General features: G+C 71.5%; 10 protein-coding genes and 1 tRNA gene. 4 read left to right on the forward strand and 7 right to left on the reverse strand.

From position 1 onward, the window contains the following. Positions 1-24: 24 nt before the first annotated feature. Genes ACR2FV_RS03055 through ACR2FV_RS03065 form a run of 3 tightly spaced genes read right to left on the reverse strand, consistent with a single transcriptional unit; the run spans position 25 to position 3,352 of the window. Positions 25-1,287, reverse strand: coding sequence for a class I SAM-dependent methyltransferase (locus ACR2FV_RS03055; protein WP_434014231.1), 1,263 nt, complete (start codon positions 1,285-1,287; stop codon positions 25-27). Continuing rightward, entirely contained in the window at positions 1,287-2,048 is a 762-nt protein-coding gene (locus tag ACR2FV_RS03060; protein WP_434014232.1) for a DUF1365 domain-containing protein, read from the reverse strand. The genes ACR2FV_RS03055 and ACR2FV_RS03060 overlap by 1 nt, the downstream gene beginning before the upstream one ends. Continuing rightward, complete coding sequence (locus ACR2FV_RS03065; RefSeq protein ID WP_434014233.1) at positions 2,045-3,352, reverse strand: NAD(P)/FAD-dependent oxidoreductase; 1,308 nt, start codon at positions 3,350-3,352, stop codon at positions 2,045-2,047. The genes ACR2FV_RS03060 and ACR2FV_RS03065 overlap by 4 nt, the downstream gene beginning before the upstream one ends. A gap of 110 nt (positions 3,353-3,462) precedes the next feature. Here ACR2FV_RS03065 and ACR2FV_RS03070 point away from each other — a divergent pair, with 110 nt between their 5' ends. From ACR2FV_RS03070 to ACR2FV_RS03080, 3 genes are all read left to right on the forward strand, one after another. Beyond that, positions 3,463-3,984, forward strand: coding sequence for a MarR family winged helix-turn-helix transcriptional regulator (locus tag ACR2FV_RS03070; protein WP_434014234.1), 522 nt, complete (start codon positions 3,463-3,465; stop codon positions 3,982-3,984). Continuing rightward, positions 3,971-5,488, forward strand: a complete 1,518-nt coding sequence (locus tag ACR2FV_RS03075) for a UDP-N-acetylmuramoyl-L-alanyl-D-glutamate--2,6-diaminopimelate ligase (RefSeq protein ID WP_434014235.1) — start codon at positions 3,971-3,973, stop codon at positions 5,486-5,488. The genes ACR2FV_RS03070 and ACR2FV_RS03075 overlap by 14 nt, the downstream gene beginning before the upstream one ends. Before the next feature lie 123 nt (positions 5,489-5,611). Further along, positions 5,612-6,076, forward strand: a complete 465-nt coding sequence (locus ACR2FV_RS03080; RefSeq protein ID WP_434014236.1) for an SRPBCC family protein — start codon at positions 5,612-5,614, stop codon at positions 6,074-6,076. Here the strand turns inward: ACR2FV_RS03080 and ACR2FV_RS03085 are convergent. The 4 genes from ACR2FV_RS03085 to ACR2FV_RS03100 all read right to left on the reverse strand — a co-directional run bounded on the left by ACR2FV_RS03085 (position 6,051) and on the right by ACR2FV_RS03100 (position 10,827). Then, entirely contained in the window at positions 6,051-7,331 is a 1,281-nt protein-coding gene (locus tag ACR2FV_RS03085; RefSeq protein ID WP_434014237.1) for an MMPL family transporter, read from the reverse strand. The genes ACR2FV_RS03080 and ACR2FV_RS03085 overlap by 26 nt on opposite strands. 239 nt (positions 7,332-7,570) lie before the next feature. Further along, on the reverse strand, positions 7,571-9,397 hold the full coding sequence (locus tag ACR2FV_RS03090) for a SelB domain-containing protein (RefSeq protein WP_434014238.1): 1,827 nt from the start codon (positions 9,395-9,397) through the stop codon (positions 7,571-7,573). 3 nt (positions 9,398-9,400) lie between these two features. Continuing rightward, positions 9,401-10,705, reverse strand: a complete 1,305-nt coding sequence (gene selA / locus ACR2FV_RS03095) for an L-seryl-tRNA(Sec) selenium transferase (protein WP_434014239.1) — start codon at positions 10,703-10,705, stop codon at positions 9,401-9,403. Between the two features lie 27 nt (positions 10,706-10,732). Further along, positions 10,733-10,827 (reverse strand) — tRNA-Sec (locus tag ACR2FV_RS03100). Between the two features lie 301 nt (positions 10,828-11,128). Between ACR2FV_RS03100 and fdh the strand changes: the two genes are divergently transcribed. Continuing rightward, a partial coding sequence (fdh, locus tag ACR2FV_RS03105; protein WP_434014240.1) for a formate dehydrogenase occupies positions 11,129-14,052 on the forward strand: 2,924 nt, incomplete at its 3' end.

Raw genomic sequence — 14,052 nt, forward strand, 5'->3', positions numbered from 1 at the left:
GTGGTATGCGGGCCGCGAGCAGGCTCAGGCGCGGCGCATCTGCAGCTGGTGCACGCCGATGTACTCGCTGCGGAAGCCGGCCTCGCAGTAGCCGAGGTAGAACTCCCACATCCGCCGGAACCGCTCGTCGAAGCCGTGCACCCGGATGTCGTCCCAGTTGGCCTCGAAGCGCTGCCGCCAGCGCCGCAGCGTCTCGCCGTAGTGCGGGCCGAAGCTGAGGTCCTGGGTCACCTCCAGCCCCGTATGCCGGTCCAGCGCCTCGTCGATCGCGCGCAGCGAAGGCAGCATGCCCCCCGGGAAGATGTACTTCAGGATCCAGGAGTGCGAGCGCTGGGTGGCCAGCATCTGCCGATGCCCCATGGTGATCGCCTGGATGGCAGCCTTGCCGCCCGGCGCCAGCAGCGCGTCGATCGCCGCGAAGTAGTTCGGCCAGTACTCCCGGCCCACGGCCTCGATCATCTCGATGCTCACGACCGCGTCGAACTGGCCGCGTACGTCGCGGTAGTCCTGTAACCGCAGGTCGACCTGCTCGGACAGCCCCGCCGCGTCGACCTGGTGCTGGGCCAGCGCCAGCTGCTCCGAGGACAGGGTGATGCTGGTGACGTGGGCGCCGCGCTTGGCAGCACGCAGCAGCAGCGACCCCCAGCCGGAGCCGATCTCCAACACCCGGCTGCCTACCCGGACACCGGCCAGGTCAAGCACCGAGTCCAGCTTGCGCTCCTGCGCCTCCTGCAGGTCACCGGTGAAGGGCGACGAGGGCTGCGCGAACAGCGCGGCGGAGTAGGTCAGGGACGGGTCGAGGAAGCGGCTGAACAGCTCGTTGGACAGGTCGTAGTGCGCCTCGATGTTGGACCGCGACCCCGCCACGCTGTTGCGCTGCACGGGGGGTGCGCTCAGGTCGGCCAGCCCCCGCAGCCGCTGCAGCCCCTTGGGCACCAGCTCGGTCAGCCGGGCCGCCCACGGCTCCAGCACGTCGGCCAGGTCGTGGCCGTCGGCGGCCCTCCAGTCGCCGGCCATGTAGGCCTCGCCGAAGCCGATCTTGTAGTCGCGGGCCAACCGGGCGAAGAGCTGGTCGGGGCGGACGATCTCGAAGACCGGAGCGCCCACGTCGTGACTTCCCCCGCCGGTGACCGTGCCGTCCGGCCACCGCACCGTGGCGTGCACCCGGTCGGCGGCGTAGTCGAAGATCCGCCGCGCCAGGGCACCACGGACCGGGGACGGCCGCACGGCAGGCATGATCTCCACCGGCTCGTCCATCGAGGTGGTGCTGATCTGGGACTGGGTCATCACGATCCTTCGGGCGGCTGGTGGGACGGGCGGGTCTGGACCGGCAGGCGGCGGGCCCACAGCCACAGACCGTGGGCGCGGATCAGCAGGCTGACCTGCTGGGACATGAGCGGGTGCCGGAGCACGAGCCTCGACAGCCGCCGTGCGGTCACCCGTGCCGGCGCCCCGGCGAACGAGGCGGTGAAGTCAGGTGCCCCCCCCGTGTCACCGCCCCGGTGCAAGTTCACCGAGACAGCCACCCTCTCCTGGGTCAACCGGAACGTGAGCCGGTAGCTTCCGCTCACGTCGTAGAACGGCGAGACGTAGAAGTCCTTGTCGGTGCTCGCCGAGCCGCGCGCGTCCGGCTGCAGCAGGTAGGGGTGCCGCTCGCCGTAGGTGTTGTGCACCTCGGCCACCACGCAGCGCGTCGCCCCCGTCCGGGGGTCCAGGCACCAGTGCACGCTCAGCGGGTTGAAGACGTAGCCGAGCACGCGGGCGTTGGCCAGCATCAACACCCTGGTGTCGTCCGCCAGGTCGACCCCCTGCGCCCGGGCGAAGGCCAGCACGTTGTCCCGGATGCTGCGCTCCGGGTCACCCAGGTGGTCATCGGCGCGGAAGCCCGCGACCCAGCGCAGCGGGCGGCGCAGTCGGGGCAGGTCGTCCAGGTCGACCAGCCACTGGTAGACGGCGTGTCGCAGGCCGTGCTCGATCGGGCCGCGGCGCTGGTGCCGGACGGTGCCGGGGACCAGGGCGGGCAGCTCCGGGAGGGCGAGTGTCGTCATACCGACGTCTCTGCGCCGCTCGCGCGGGCAGGGGTATGCCGTGCTGTCCAGTCCGCGGCGGCGTGCCCGGAGCGGCAGCCGTCCTCGTGGAAGCCCCAGCCGTGGTAGGCGCCGGCGTAGGCCGTGTTGGGGCTGCCCAGCCCCGGCAGCTCGGCCTGGGCGGCCACCGACTCCGGCGTGTACTCGGGGTGGGTGTAGCTCATCCGGGCCAGGACGAGGGCGGGGTCGACCCGCCCGCTGTCGTTGAGTGTGACCACCAGGTCCTGCGCCGACTCATGCCCCTGCAGCCGGTTCATCCAGTAGCTCACCCGGGCCCCGGCGGCGGACTCGGCGCAGTCGGCCATCGCGTAGTTCCACGATGAGCGAGCCCGCGGCGCGGTGGGCAGCAGGGAGGAGTCGGTATGCAGGAGGGTCGGGTTGACCGAGTAGCCGAAGCTCCCCAGCACGCGCTTCTCGTCGGCGGTGGGGTCGGCGAGCATAGCCAGGGCTTGGTCGGCGTGAGTGGCCAGCACGATCTGATCGTAGGTTTCGAGTGAGCCGCCTGCAGTGCGTACGGTGACCGGCCCGCCCCTTGAGGTGTCTCGGCTGACCTGCACCACCGGGTCGCCGGTGCGCACGTCGGGCAGCCGGGCGGCGATCGCGTCGACATACGTGCGCGATCCGCCGACCACGGTGAACCACTGGGGGCTGTCGCTCAGCTGCAGCAGCCCGTGGTGCTCGAGGAAGCGGAAGAGGTAGCGGGCGGGGTAGCGCAGCGCGGTTGCGTGGCCGGAGCTCCACACGCAGGAGACGACCGGCACCGCATAGTGCTGCACGAAGTAGTCGTCGAAGCCGCGCTCGCCGAGCCAGTCGCCCAGCGAGGTCAGGTCGGACTCCGGAGTCTGCTGCAGGTAGCGCCGGGCGCTGCGGTTGAAGCGCGTGACCGCACTCAGCATCCGCGGGAAGCGCAGGTCGCGCAGCTGTGCGGGCTTGGCCAGGATCCCCTTGGCTCCCCGCCCCCCGGCATACTCCAGCCCGCAGCCGGCGCAGGAGATGCTCATGCTCATCTCGGTGGGGCGCACCTCAATGCCCAGCTCGGCGAACAGCGCCCGCAGCAACGGGTAGGTGCGGTCGTTGTGCACGATGAAGCCGGTGTCGACGGCGTGCCCGGCACCCTCGGCATCGGTCACGTCGTGAGTGTGCGTGTGCCCCCCGAGCCGCGGCTCGACCTCATAGACGGTGACCCGGTGGCTCTCCCGGAGCAGGTAGGCCGCGGTCAGTCCGGAGATGCCCGCGCCGACGACTGCGACGCTGGGTTGCGTCATGCGCGCGCTTCTCCCACACGCAGGGTCAGAGTTTGCATGCAGCGCTCCTTGTGGTTGGCTATGGTGAGGGGGTGTGAATAATTCGACCATCTAAAGGTACTCGAGGAATCGTGAACACGTCTCAGCGGGCATTCGGAGCCGGTGGCCACACCGGACGGCATCCCGTGCGCTCGGTGACCTTCGCGCTGCGGGTGCTGGTGGCCCGCACCCAGCAGTATGCCGACCGGGTGGGGCACGACAGAGGGCTGCACCGCTCCGATCTCACGGCGATGGACCACATCAGTCAGGCCACCGTGCTCGGCGAGACCCTCGGGCCGGGTGACGTCGCCAGGCGGATGAGCCTGTCTCCGGCTGCGGTCACGGCCCTGGTCGACCGCCTGGAGTCGGTGGGGCACCTGGTCCGGCATCGCGACGAGCAGGACCGGCGACGGATCCGCCTCGACCTCACCGACCAGGCCACCCACACGGCCATCGAGATGTTCCGCCCGATGACCCGGGCGCTGGCCGATGCGCTGGAGCCCTACAGCGACGAGGAGCTCGCCCTGATCCTGCGGGCCCTGCAGGACATGACGGCCGCGTTGGAGCAGGTCGACGTCGGGGGGCCTACGCTGACCCCCCATGAGACTGACTGACCTCGCCGCCGCCCTCGCGGCACCGGGCGGGTCGCACGGACGCGCACCATCGACCACCGGTCCCTCGGACGAGGTTGAGGTCGAGGTCGAGGTCACCGGCGTGACCCACCAGGCCGACTGGGTCCAGCCGGGTGAGGCGTTCGTGGCGATCCCCGGAGCGCGCTTCGACGGCCACTCCTTCATTGAGCAGGCCGTTGCTCGGGGGGCCGTCGCGGTGCTCGGCGAGGGGCTTCCCGAGGGCGTGGACTGCCCGGTGCCGTATGTCGTGGTGCCGGCCGCCCGACCCGCGCTCGCCGACGCGGCCGCCGCGATCGCCGGGCACCCGAGCCGGGCGATGACCGTGCTCGGCGTCACCGGCACCGACGGCAAGACCACCACCTCGTGCCTGGCGCGTCACCTGCTGCGCGCCGCCGGCCGGCGTACCGGGTTGCTGTCCACCATCGGCTACGAGCTGCCCGACGGCCAGCTGCGCCAGCCGCCGGCCCACTTCACCACCCCCGAGGCGCCCCAGGTGCAGCAGATCCTGGCCGACCTGCGCGCCGCCGACGCCGAGGTCGTGGTGATCGAGACCTCCAGTCACGCCCTGGCCCTGGACCGGGTGCGGGCGGTGGACTACGACGTCGCGGTGTGGACCAACCTGACCGGGGAGCACCTGGACTTCCACGGGACGATGGAGGGCTACTTCGCGGCCAAGGCGCTGCTGGTGCAGCGGGCGCGCGTGGCGGTGCTCAACGCCGACGACGACTGGACCCCCCGGCTGGTGGAGCTGAGCACGGGCGGGCACACGACATACAGCGCTGAGGGCTGCGGCGCCGACTGGACCGCGAGCGCCGTCGTCGAGGGACCCGATGACCTGCGCTTCACCGTGCACGGGCCGCAGGGGAGTGCCCAAGCGGTGCTGCCGATGATCGGACGGTTCAACGTGGCCAACGCCCTGGCGGCGATGGCGGGCGCGCACCGGGCCGGCGTCGGGATGGAGGCGCTCATCGACGGGCTGGCGAGCTTCGCCGGTGTGCCCGGACGGATGGAGATGGTCGAGCGGGGCGAGGGTGATCCGCGTGTCATCGTCGACTTCGCGCACACGGCGCCGAGTCTGGAGAAGGCCCTGGACACCGTGCGGGTGACCACCAACGGTCGGCTGTGGGTGCTGCTGGGCTCGGCCGGCGGACCCCGCGACCCCTCCAAGCGGGCGCCCTTGGGCGAGGCCGCCACCCGGCTGGCCGACCAGGTCGTCTTCACCGAGGAGGACCACCGGGACACGCCCCTGGGCGACATCCTCACCGAGATGGAACGCGGCGCGCGGGAGGCCGGTCGGACCAACTTCGTCTCCATCGGCGACCGTGTCGAGGCCATCCGGTATGCCGTCGCCGAGGCCGGACCGGAGGACACCGTGGTGCTGGCCGGCAAGGGGCCGGAGCACACCCTGGAGCGCGACACCGAGACGATCCCGTGGGATGAGATGGCCCAGGCCCGCGCCGCCCTGGTCGCACGCACCACTCGCTGATCCGAGCTGCGTCTGCGGCTGGGGTGCCACCTGGTGGCCCATGTGTTCTGCCCCCACATCGGGGGCAGAACATGGCGCACGGCAGGGGGGCAGAAGATCGCGCGGCTGGCAGACTGGCGACCCATGACCAGCAGCCGCTACGCCGAGTCGACCGTCATCGCCGCCAACCCCGACGACCTCTACGCGATGGTCTCCGATGTCACCAGGATGGGGGAGTGGAGCCCGATCTGCACCGGCGGGTGGTGGGACGACGGCGACGGGCCCCACGAAGGAGCCTGGTTCACCGGGCGCAACGAGAGCTCCGGCCGCACCTGGGAGACGCGCAGCCAGGTCGTCGTGGCCGACCCGGGCCGTGAGTTCGCGTTCGTCGTCGGCGGCACGTTCGTCCGCTGGGGTTACGCCTTCGCACCGGTCGATGGAGCCACCCAGGTGACGGAGTCGTGGGAGTTCCTGCCCGAGGGTCTCGCGATGTTCCGCGACAAGCACGGCGACGACGCACAGGCCCAGATCGAGGACCGCACCCGGGCGGCACACGACAGCATCCCGGCGACGCTCGCCGCCCTCAAGCAGGCCGCTGAGTCTCGCTGAGCCCGCTCCCACTGACCGCCGGCTGGACGCGCAGGAGGCGGGCCAGGGCCCTCGGCAGGGTCCAGTTGGCCCGTCCGAGCACGGCGACCAACGCCGGGGTGAGCAGAGTGCGCACGATGACCGCGTCGATCGCGATGCCAAGGGCCAGTGCAGTGGCCAGGATCTTGACGTCGACCACCGGCACGGTCGACAGCGCGATGAAGGAGAGGAAGAGGACCAGCGCGGCGGAGGTGACCAGCCGACCGGTGCGCGAGATGCCCTCGATGACCGCCCGCTCGTTGTCCCCGTGCTCGTCATAGGCCTCCCGCATGCGGGAGAGGATGAACACCTCGTAGTCCATCGACAGGCCGAACAGGAACGCGAAGACGGCCACCGGGACCCAGGTGATCAGCACGCCGGTGGCACTGAGACCGAAGATCGCCTCGGTGCCGTAGCCGTGTTGCCAGATCAGCACGGTCAGCCCGTAGGCCGCGCCGATCGACAGGACGTTGAGGGCCAGTGCCTTGATCGGTAGCCACAGGGACCGCAATGCCCTGGCCAGCAGCACGAAGGTGACGATGATGACCAGGGCGAGCACGGTCGGGGTGCCCAGGCGCAACGTGAGCACGGGCGCGGTCATCGCCAGGAGGAGCAGGGTGCTGACCGCGATCACCCACCACGGCCGGCGCACGACCTGAGTGGCCAGGGCCGCCCACCTCTGGCTGGTGGGGTCGCGGGGGCTCCGCTGGGGCCACTGCAACCGCGGCCCGAGGGTATGCAGGATCACCGGGACCAGCGTCAGCGACGTCGCGACACTGAGCAGGGGGATGAGCAACCCGCCCAGGCCGATGGCGCGCAGGAAGGGCAGTGGCACCGCCACGAGCGCGGCCAGCGAGACCGCGACGGTGACTCCGCTGAAGACGACGGAGCGACCGGCAGTGGCGATGGCGGTCCGGGTGGCGGTGTCGTTGTCGGCGCCGGCGGCGCGCTCCTCGCGCCAGCGCATGACGATCAGCAGCGAGGCGAAGACCAGCACGAGCACGACCAGCGCCCCCAGCCCCCCGAAGAGGATCTCGACCAGGATGCCCCGGTCCTCCCCGCCGCGCTCCGCGAGCAGCGTCGTCGTGGTGATCGAAGGGGTCTGCCCGCCCACCTCGCCGTTGGCTGGGGTGACCACCCGCGTCCCGGGGGCGGCGCCGGCGATGGACTCGGCGGCCGCGGAGAACTCGCGGAGCGCCGAGAGAGCAGCGAGGTCACCATCGGGGCCGGCGCTCACCGTCAGCACCACCGGGTCAATCAGGCCGCCACCGCCGTAGAGCCGCTGGATGTTGGTCTCGTGGGCCGGTTGCCCGGGAAGATGAACCGCCCTGGGTCTGCCGGCGGGGGTGGTTAGGCCACAACGCTTCACCGGTCTGATCTGATGCAGCCAACCCCTGGAAACGACAATCCCAGCCCCTAGCCCACACCTCAGCGTCATATGGCGCTGAGGTCGGCTTCGCGGCCGGGGGTGGTGACTCAGGCGGGCGGCGCGGAGCTGAGCTTCCTCCCGGCCTTACGGTCGCGGCCCAGCGTCTCCGGCCCGCGCGCGAGGGTGCGCCGGTCGTCCGGCAGTCGCCGGGTGAGCCCCTGGTGGTCCAGGTAGGCCAGCAGCGGCAGCACCACCCGACGGCTCGTGCCCAGCGCCTGACGGGCCTCGCTGGTCGTGAACGGCTGGGGCAGCTCGGCCAGCACGGCGACGGCGGTGTGGTCGGCACCGGGCAGGAGGACGACCCCGTCCCCGACCCGCAGCAGATGCCCTGAGCTGTGCAGCGCCGCCACCGCCCGGGCGTCCAGGCCCAGCTCGCGCAGCCGGGCCACGCTCGGCGCGGCATAGGGGCTCTTGGTCAGCTCGGCGCGCAGCACCGCGAGCGGGCGCTCCAGGGGCGCGGGGACGGCGCCGGGAGCGCGCAAGGTGACCCGTCCGCGGGTGAGGTAGAGCGGTGGCTTGACCAGGGCCTCCACGAGATCGGGCCGCCTGAGGCCGAGCGTGGTGGCGAGCGCGGTCGGCGTCAGCCCGAGGGTCAGCGGCGTCTGTCGTGCATCCTGCGTGACCAGGTCGACGATCCGGGCGCGCAGCGTGACCACGTCGGCGGTGCTCAGCAGGGTGCCGTCTACCCGGACGATCCCACTGGCCTGGGCCTGCGGGTCCACCCCGAGCAGGGCCAGCAACGAGGCGTCCACCGGCCCGCGGGTGGATACCTCCCAGGCAAGGTCGGGTATGCCGGGGTGCCGGCCCAGCTGCTCGGCTCGACTGGCCGCGGATCCGCGCCGGTCCAGCACCGGTGGTGCTGCGTCCAGCACCTGGACACCGGTGACGAGCCTGGTGCCCGGGTCGCGCACGACGGCGCGATCGCCCAACCGAAGCGGCAGCGGGCGCTCCAGGCGCAGCCGGACGTGCGACTCGTCCAAGGGTCGCAGGTGACAGCCCAGTCGGGTCGCGCCGATGTGCAGGACGGGGCGCTCGGGGAGCGAGGAGAGGCTCGACGCCCCGCTCAGCCGCACATCCACGGTGCTCGTGGACAGCCACCGGCCCGGCGTGAGCAGCACCGACCCGCGGGCGACCGTTTCCACGCCCTTGCCCGCGAGGTTGAGAGCCACCCGGGCTACCCCGCCGATCTGCTCCCGAGACCGGCCCAGGGCCTGCATGCCCCGGACCCGGAGCCGGGGGCCTGCCCCGAGCTGCAGCTCGTCGCCGACCCGGATCATGCCCTCCTGGAGCGTCCCCGTCACGACCATCCCGGCGCCCTCGACGCGGAAGGCCCGGTCCACCCACAGTCGCACGTCGGCCGTGGGAGAAGGGATGGGCAGCGCGGTCACCATGGTGGTCAGCGCCCGGCGCAGCTCCTCCAGGCCCGCTCCGGTGCGGGCGCTGACCGGCACGACGGGGGAGCCCCGCAGTGACGTCTCGCGGAGCTGCTGGCGAGCACACGTCACGGCCGGGCCGGGGTCGGCCAGGTCGGTCCGGGTGACAGCGACGACGGCTCGGCTCACACCCAGGGCATCCAGTGCGGCCAGGTGCTCGGCGGCCTGCGGCATCCACGGGTCGTCGGCGGCGACGGCGAAGAGCACGGCCGGCACCGGGCCGGCCCCCGCCAGCATCGCGGAGGCGAAGCGCTCGTGGCCGGGCACGTCGACGAAGGCCACGTCGCCCGCCCCGCGCAGGTGTGTCCAGCAGTAGCCGAGCTCGATGCTCATCCCGCGGCGCTGCTCCTCGTCGAGCCGGTCGGGGTCGGACCCGGTGAGGGTATGGAGCAGCGTCGACTTGCCGTGGTCGACGTGGCCGGCGGTGGCGATGACGTGCATGGCTCAACGCACCCCGTGCCCGGTCGCGATGGCGCGCACGGCCTGCACGATGGTCGAGTCCTCCGCCGGGTCGACGGCGATCAGGTCCAGCAGCAGGTCCCCATGCTCCACGTGCCCGAGGACCGGGGTCGGCCCGGCGCGCAAGGCGGCGGCCCAGTCGTGCGGTAGTGCCACGGCGACGCTGGGCAAGGTCACTCCGGGGGCCCCTCCCCCGCCCACGGCGGCGATTGAGTCGACGACGCGAGCGTCTACGACCTCCTCGAGGTCGGCGCGGATCCGCTCAGCCCGGACCCTGAGGTCGTCGACGGACGCCGCGAGGGCCGCCGGCACCGGGGGAATCGGTCCGGTCAACGTCGCCTCCAGGGCAGACAGCGTCACTTTACTGATTCGGAGCGCTCGGGCGATGGGATGGCGGCGCAACATCTGCACCAGATCGGCACGCCCCAGCAGCAGTCCGGCCTGCGGTCCGCCGAGCAGCTTGTCCCCGGAGGCCGTCACCAGGGCGGCGCCGTCGCGCAGTGCGTGATCTGCGCTGGGCTCTTCGGGCAACCGGCGGTGCGGGCGCAGCAGGCCGGAGCCGATGTCTGCCACGACCGGGACCGGAAGGGTGGACAGCGCACGGACCGGCACCGAGGAGGTGAAGCCGCAGACCATGAAGTTGGACGGGTGCACCTTGAGCACCAGGGCCGTGTCGTCGTCGATCGCTCGCTCGTAGTCATCCAGGTGCGCCCGGTTGGTGGTGCCCACCTCGCGCAACGTGGCGCCTGCCGACTCCAGCAGATCAGGTATGCGGAAACCGTCGCCGATCTCGACCAGCTCGCCGCGCGCGATCACAATGGTCCGTCCCGCAGCCAACCCGGCGGCGACCAGCAGCAAGGCGGCGGCGCCATTGTTGACGACGTGCACCGCCTGCGCCTGCGGCACCGCGGCCGCCAAGGCATCCAGGGCGCCGCGACCGCGAGAACCGCGGCGTCCCGTCTGCAGGTCGAGCTCGACGTCGGTCGCGCCGGCCGCCACACCCATCGCCTCGACGGCCGCCGCCGACAGCGGCGCCCGGCCGAGGTTGGTGTGCACGAGCACCCCGGTGGCGTTGACGACCCGGCGCAGCGAGGTCGCCGACTCGGGCAGGGTGTCCAGAACCGAGTCCACGACCTCGGCGGCCTCGATCCGGCCGTTGCGGCAGTGCTCGAGGGCGACGGAGACACCGGCCTTGACCCTGGCCCGCCCGAGCCGGGTGCTGGCCGACTGCACCCGGGCGTCGGCAAGGACCGCATCGGTGCGCGGCACCGACCTGCGGGCATCAACCATCCCAGCGCCTCTCTCTAGGCGTAAGCGTGGCGGAGGCGGATGGGAATCGAACCCACCTGGGCGAGATACTCGCCCACGTCGGTGTTGAAGACCGCGCCCGTCACCAGACGAGGTACACCTCCATAAGGCTCCACTGTAACGCGCGGGAGGCTCACAGCACTCTGAGCGCCAAGACTTGACAACGGTTGCGGGGCTTGGCGGCCTGCGCGCGACCATCGGTCCACGCACAGGCAATCGCCCGACGTGCAGACCATCGCATGACGTGCAGACCATCACGCTGCAGAGCGATGATCTGCCACCAGGCGTACCCCCTGCACGCTCGCCGATTGCGTGCCTGTGCGGAGCGGTTGCGCCGGACTCCGACCGGTGCGATCTTGAAGGCGGACTCGACGCTCCGGCGAGCGAGCGGCATACCGAATGCGCATGACACAGCGCAGGAGTCCGCAGGTCGTCGGCGGTGAGGAGGCGAAGGTGGGTCAGGACCGAGGTGGGTGGCCGCTGCTGCGGCAGCTGACCGGCGCCGACCGGCTCGGTCGCGGCGCCGCCGCGCGGTCCCGCCGCAGCCTGAGCCTGACCCCCCGCACCACGGAACCGGGCGTCAAGACAGTCTCATCAATCTGCCCCTACTGCGCCGTCGGCTGCGGGCAGCGGGTCTATGTCAAGGACGGTGCCGTCACGCAGATCGAGGGCGACCCGGACAGCCCGATCAGCCGTGGGCGGCTGTGCCCCAAGGGCAGCGCGAGCAAGCAGCTGGTGACCTCACCCGGCCGGGTGACCTCGGTGCGCTACCGCCGCCCGCACGGCACCGACTGGGAGGACCTGGACCTCGACACCGCGATCGACATGATCGCCGACCGGGTGATCAAGACCCGCAAGGAGTTCTGGGAGTGGGAGTCCGGCGGCAAGCGGACCCGGCGGACGCTGGGCTTCTCCAGTCTGGGGGGCGCGACCCTGGACAACGAGGAGAACTACCTCATGAAGAAGCTCTACACCGCCCTCGGGGCGATCCAGATCGAGAACCAGGCGCGCATTTGACACTCCTCCACGGTCCCCGGTCTGGGGGCCTCGTTCGGGCGTGGAGGCGCCACCACCTTCCAGCAGGATCTGGCCAACAGCGACTGCATCCTGATCATGGGCTCCAACATGGCCGAGTGCCACCCGGTCGGCTTCCAGTGGGTCATGGAGGCGCAGCAGCGCGGGGCCACGGTCATCCACGTCGACCCTCGGTTCACCCGCACCTCGGCGGTGGCTGACCAGCACGTGGCGCTACGGGCCGGCACGGACATCGCCTTCCTCGGCGCACTGGTCAACTATGTGCTGACCCACGAGCTGGACTTCCGCGACTACGTCGTCGCCTACACCAACGCGGCGACGATCATCGAGGAGGACTTCGTCGACACCGAGGACCTCGACGGGCTGTTCTCCGGCTGGGATCCCGAGTTGCGGGTCTACGACACCTCGTCCTGGCAGTACGCCGGCGCCACCAAGGCCGCCGCGGCGGGTGACCGCTCGACCGGGCGCACCGCCCAGGACATGGCGGCCTCGCACGACGCCGGCCAAGGCGAGACGCACGGCTCCGGCGGCGCCGACACCGGCACCGAGACACCGCAGCGGGACGAGTCGCTGGCGCACCCGCGATGCGTCTACCAGATCCTGAAGCGGCACTTCGCCCGCTACACGCCGGAGATGGTGCATCAGGTATGCGGTGTCGAGCCGGCGGAGTTCCTGCGCGTCGCCGTGGCGGTGACGGCGAACAGCGGCCGGGAGCACACCACCGCACTGGCCTACGCGGTCGGCTGGACCCACCACAGCGTCGGCGCCCAGAACATCCGCACCGCGGCGATCCTGCAGACCCTGCTCGGCAACGTCGGCCGCCCCGGCGGCGGCATCCTGGCGCTGCGGGGTCACGCCAGCATCCAGGGCTCCACCGACATCCCGACGCTGTTCGACCTGCTGCCGGGCTACCTGCCGATGCCGATGGCCCACCAGCACCTCGACCTCGCCGGCTACGTCGCCGGGCAGGCCGGGGTGCAGGGCTTCTGGGGCGACATGGACAAGTACGCCGTCAGCCTGCTGAAGTCCTGGTGGGGTGAGGCGGCCACCGCCGACAACGACTTCTGCTTCGACTACCTGCCGCGGATCACCGGCAACCACTCGACATACCCCACCGTGAAGGGGCAGATCGAAGGGAAGTCCAAGGGCTACTTCGTCGTGGGGGAGAACCCCGCGGTCGGCTCGGCCAACGGCAAGATGCAGCGGCTCGGGCTGGCGGAGCTGGAGTGGCTCGTGGTGCGCGACCTGGCGATGGTGGAGACGGCGACGTTCTGGAAGGACGGGCCCGAGATCGAGACCGGGGAGATGGTGACCCGCGATATCGGCACCGAGGTGTTCTTCCTGCCCGCAGCCGCGCACGTGGAGAAGAGCGGGTCGTTCACCAACACCCAACGGCTGCTGCAGTGGCACCATCAGGCCGTGCAGCCGCAGGGCGACTGCCGCAGCGAGCTGCAGTTCTACCACGAGCTGGGCCAGCGGATCCGGGCCAAGCTTGCTGGCTCGACTGACGAGATGGACCGGCCGGTGCTGGACCTGACCTGGGACTATCCGACGGAGGGCCCGCTGGGCGAGCCGTCCGCCGAGGCGGTCCTCGCCGAGATCAACGGCACCGGCCCGGACGGGCCGCTGTCGTCCTACACCGAGCTCGCTGACGACGGGTCGACCGCCTGCGGGTGCTGGATCTACTGCGGGGTCAACGCCGACGGGGTCAACCAGTCGGCCCGCCGGGTGCCTGGCGCGGAGCAGGACTGGGTGGCGGCGCAGTGGGGCTGGGCGTGGCCGGCCAACCGGCGGATCCTCTACAACCGGGCCTCGGCCGACCCCGACGGCAAGCCGTGGAGCGAGCGCAAGAAGCTGGTGTGGTGGGACCCCGAGGGCGGCGACGAGGGTGGCATGTGGACGGGGCTGGACGTGCCCGACTTCGTCCCCCACCGGGCGCCGCACTTCGAGCCCGAGGAGGGCGCCACGGGCCCGGACGCGATCGGCGGCCAGGACCCGTTCATCATGCAGACCGACGGCAAGGCCTGGCTCTATGCCCCCTCGGGGCTGGCCGACGGGCCGCTGCCCACGCACTACGAGCCGCCGGAGTCGCCGGTGCACAACCCGCTCTACGGGCAGCAGGACAACCCGGCCGCGCACGATGTGGCGCAGGCGGCCAACCCGCGCAACCCGGCATACAGCGAGGTCTATCCGTTCGTGTTCACCAGCTACCGGCTCACCGAGCACCACACGGCGGGCGCGATGAGCCGCACCCTGCCCTACCTGTCCGAGCTGCAGCCGGCGATGTTCTGCGA

Source organism: Ornithinimicrobium sp. (genome assembly GCF_051004135.1).
Classification (GTDB): Bacteria; Actinomycetota; Actinomycetes; order Actinomycetales; family Dermatophilaceae; genus Ornithinicoccus.

Bases quoted from the DNA above. Each gene is read 5' to 3' on its own strand.
- ACR2FV_RS03090 (WP_434014238.1), bottom strand. From the start codon at position 9,397: ATGCACGTCATCGCCACCGCCGGCCACGTCGACCACGGCAAGTCGACG.
- selA (WP_434014239.1), bottom strand. From the start codon at position 10,705: ATGGTTGATGCCCGCAGGTCGGTGCCGCGCACCGATGCGGTCCTTGCC.
- ACR2FV_RS03080 (WP_434014236.1), top strand. From the start codon at position 5,612: ATGACCAGCAGCCGCTACGCCGAGTCGACCGTCATCGCCGCCAACCCC.
- ACR2FV_RS03060 (WP_434014232.1), bottom strand. From the start codon at position 2,048: ATGACGACACTCGCCCTCCCGGAGCTGCCCGCCCTGGTCCCCGGCACC.
- ACR2FV_RS03065 (WP_434014233.1), bottom strand. From the start codon at position 3,352: ATGACGCAACCCAGCGTCGCAGTCGTCGGCGCGGGCATCTCCGGACTG.
- ACR2FV_RS03055 (WP_434014231.1), bottom strand. From the start codon at position 1,287: ATGACCCAGTCCCAGATCAGCACCACCTCGATGGACGAGCCGGTGGAG.
- ACR2FV_RS03075 (WP_434014235.1), top strand. From the start codon at position 3,971: ATGAGACTGACTGACCTCGCCGCCGCCCTCGCGGCACCGGGCGGGTCG.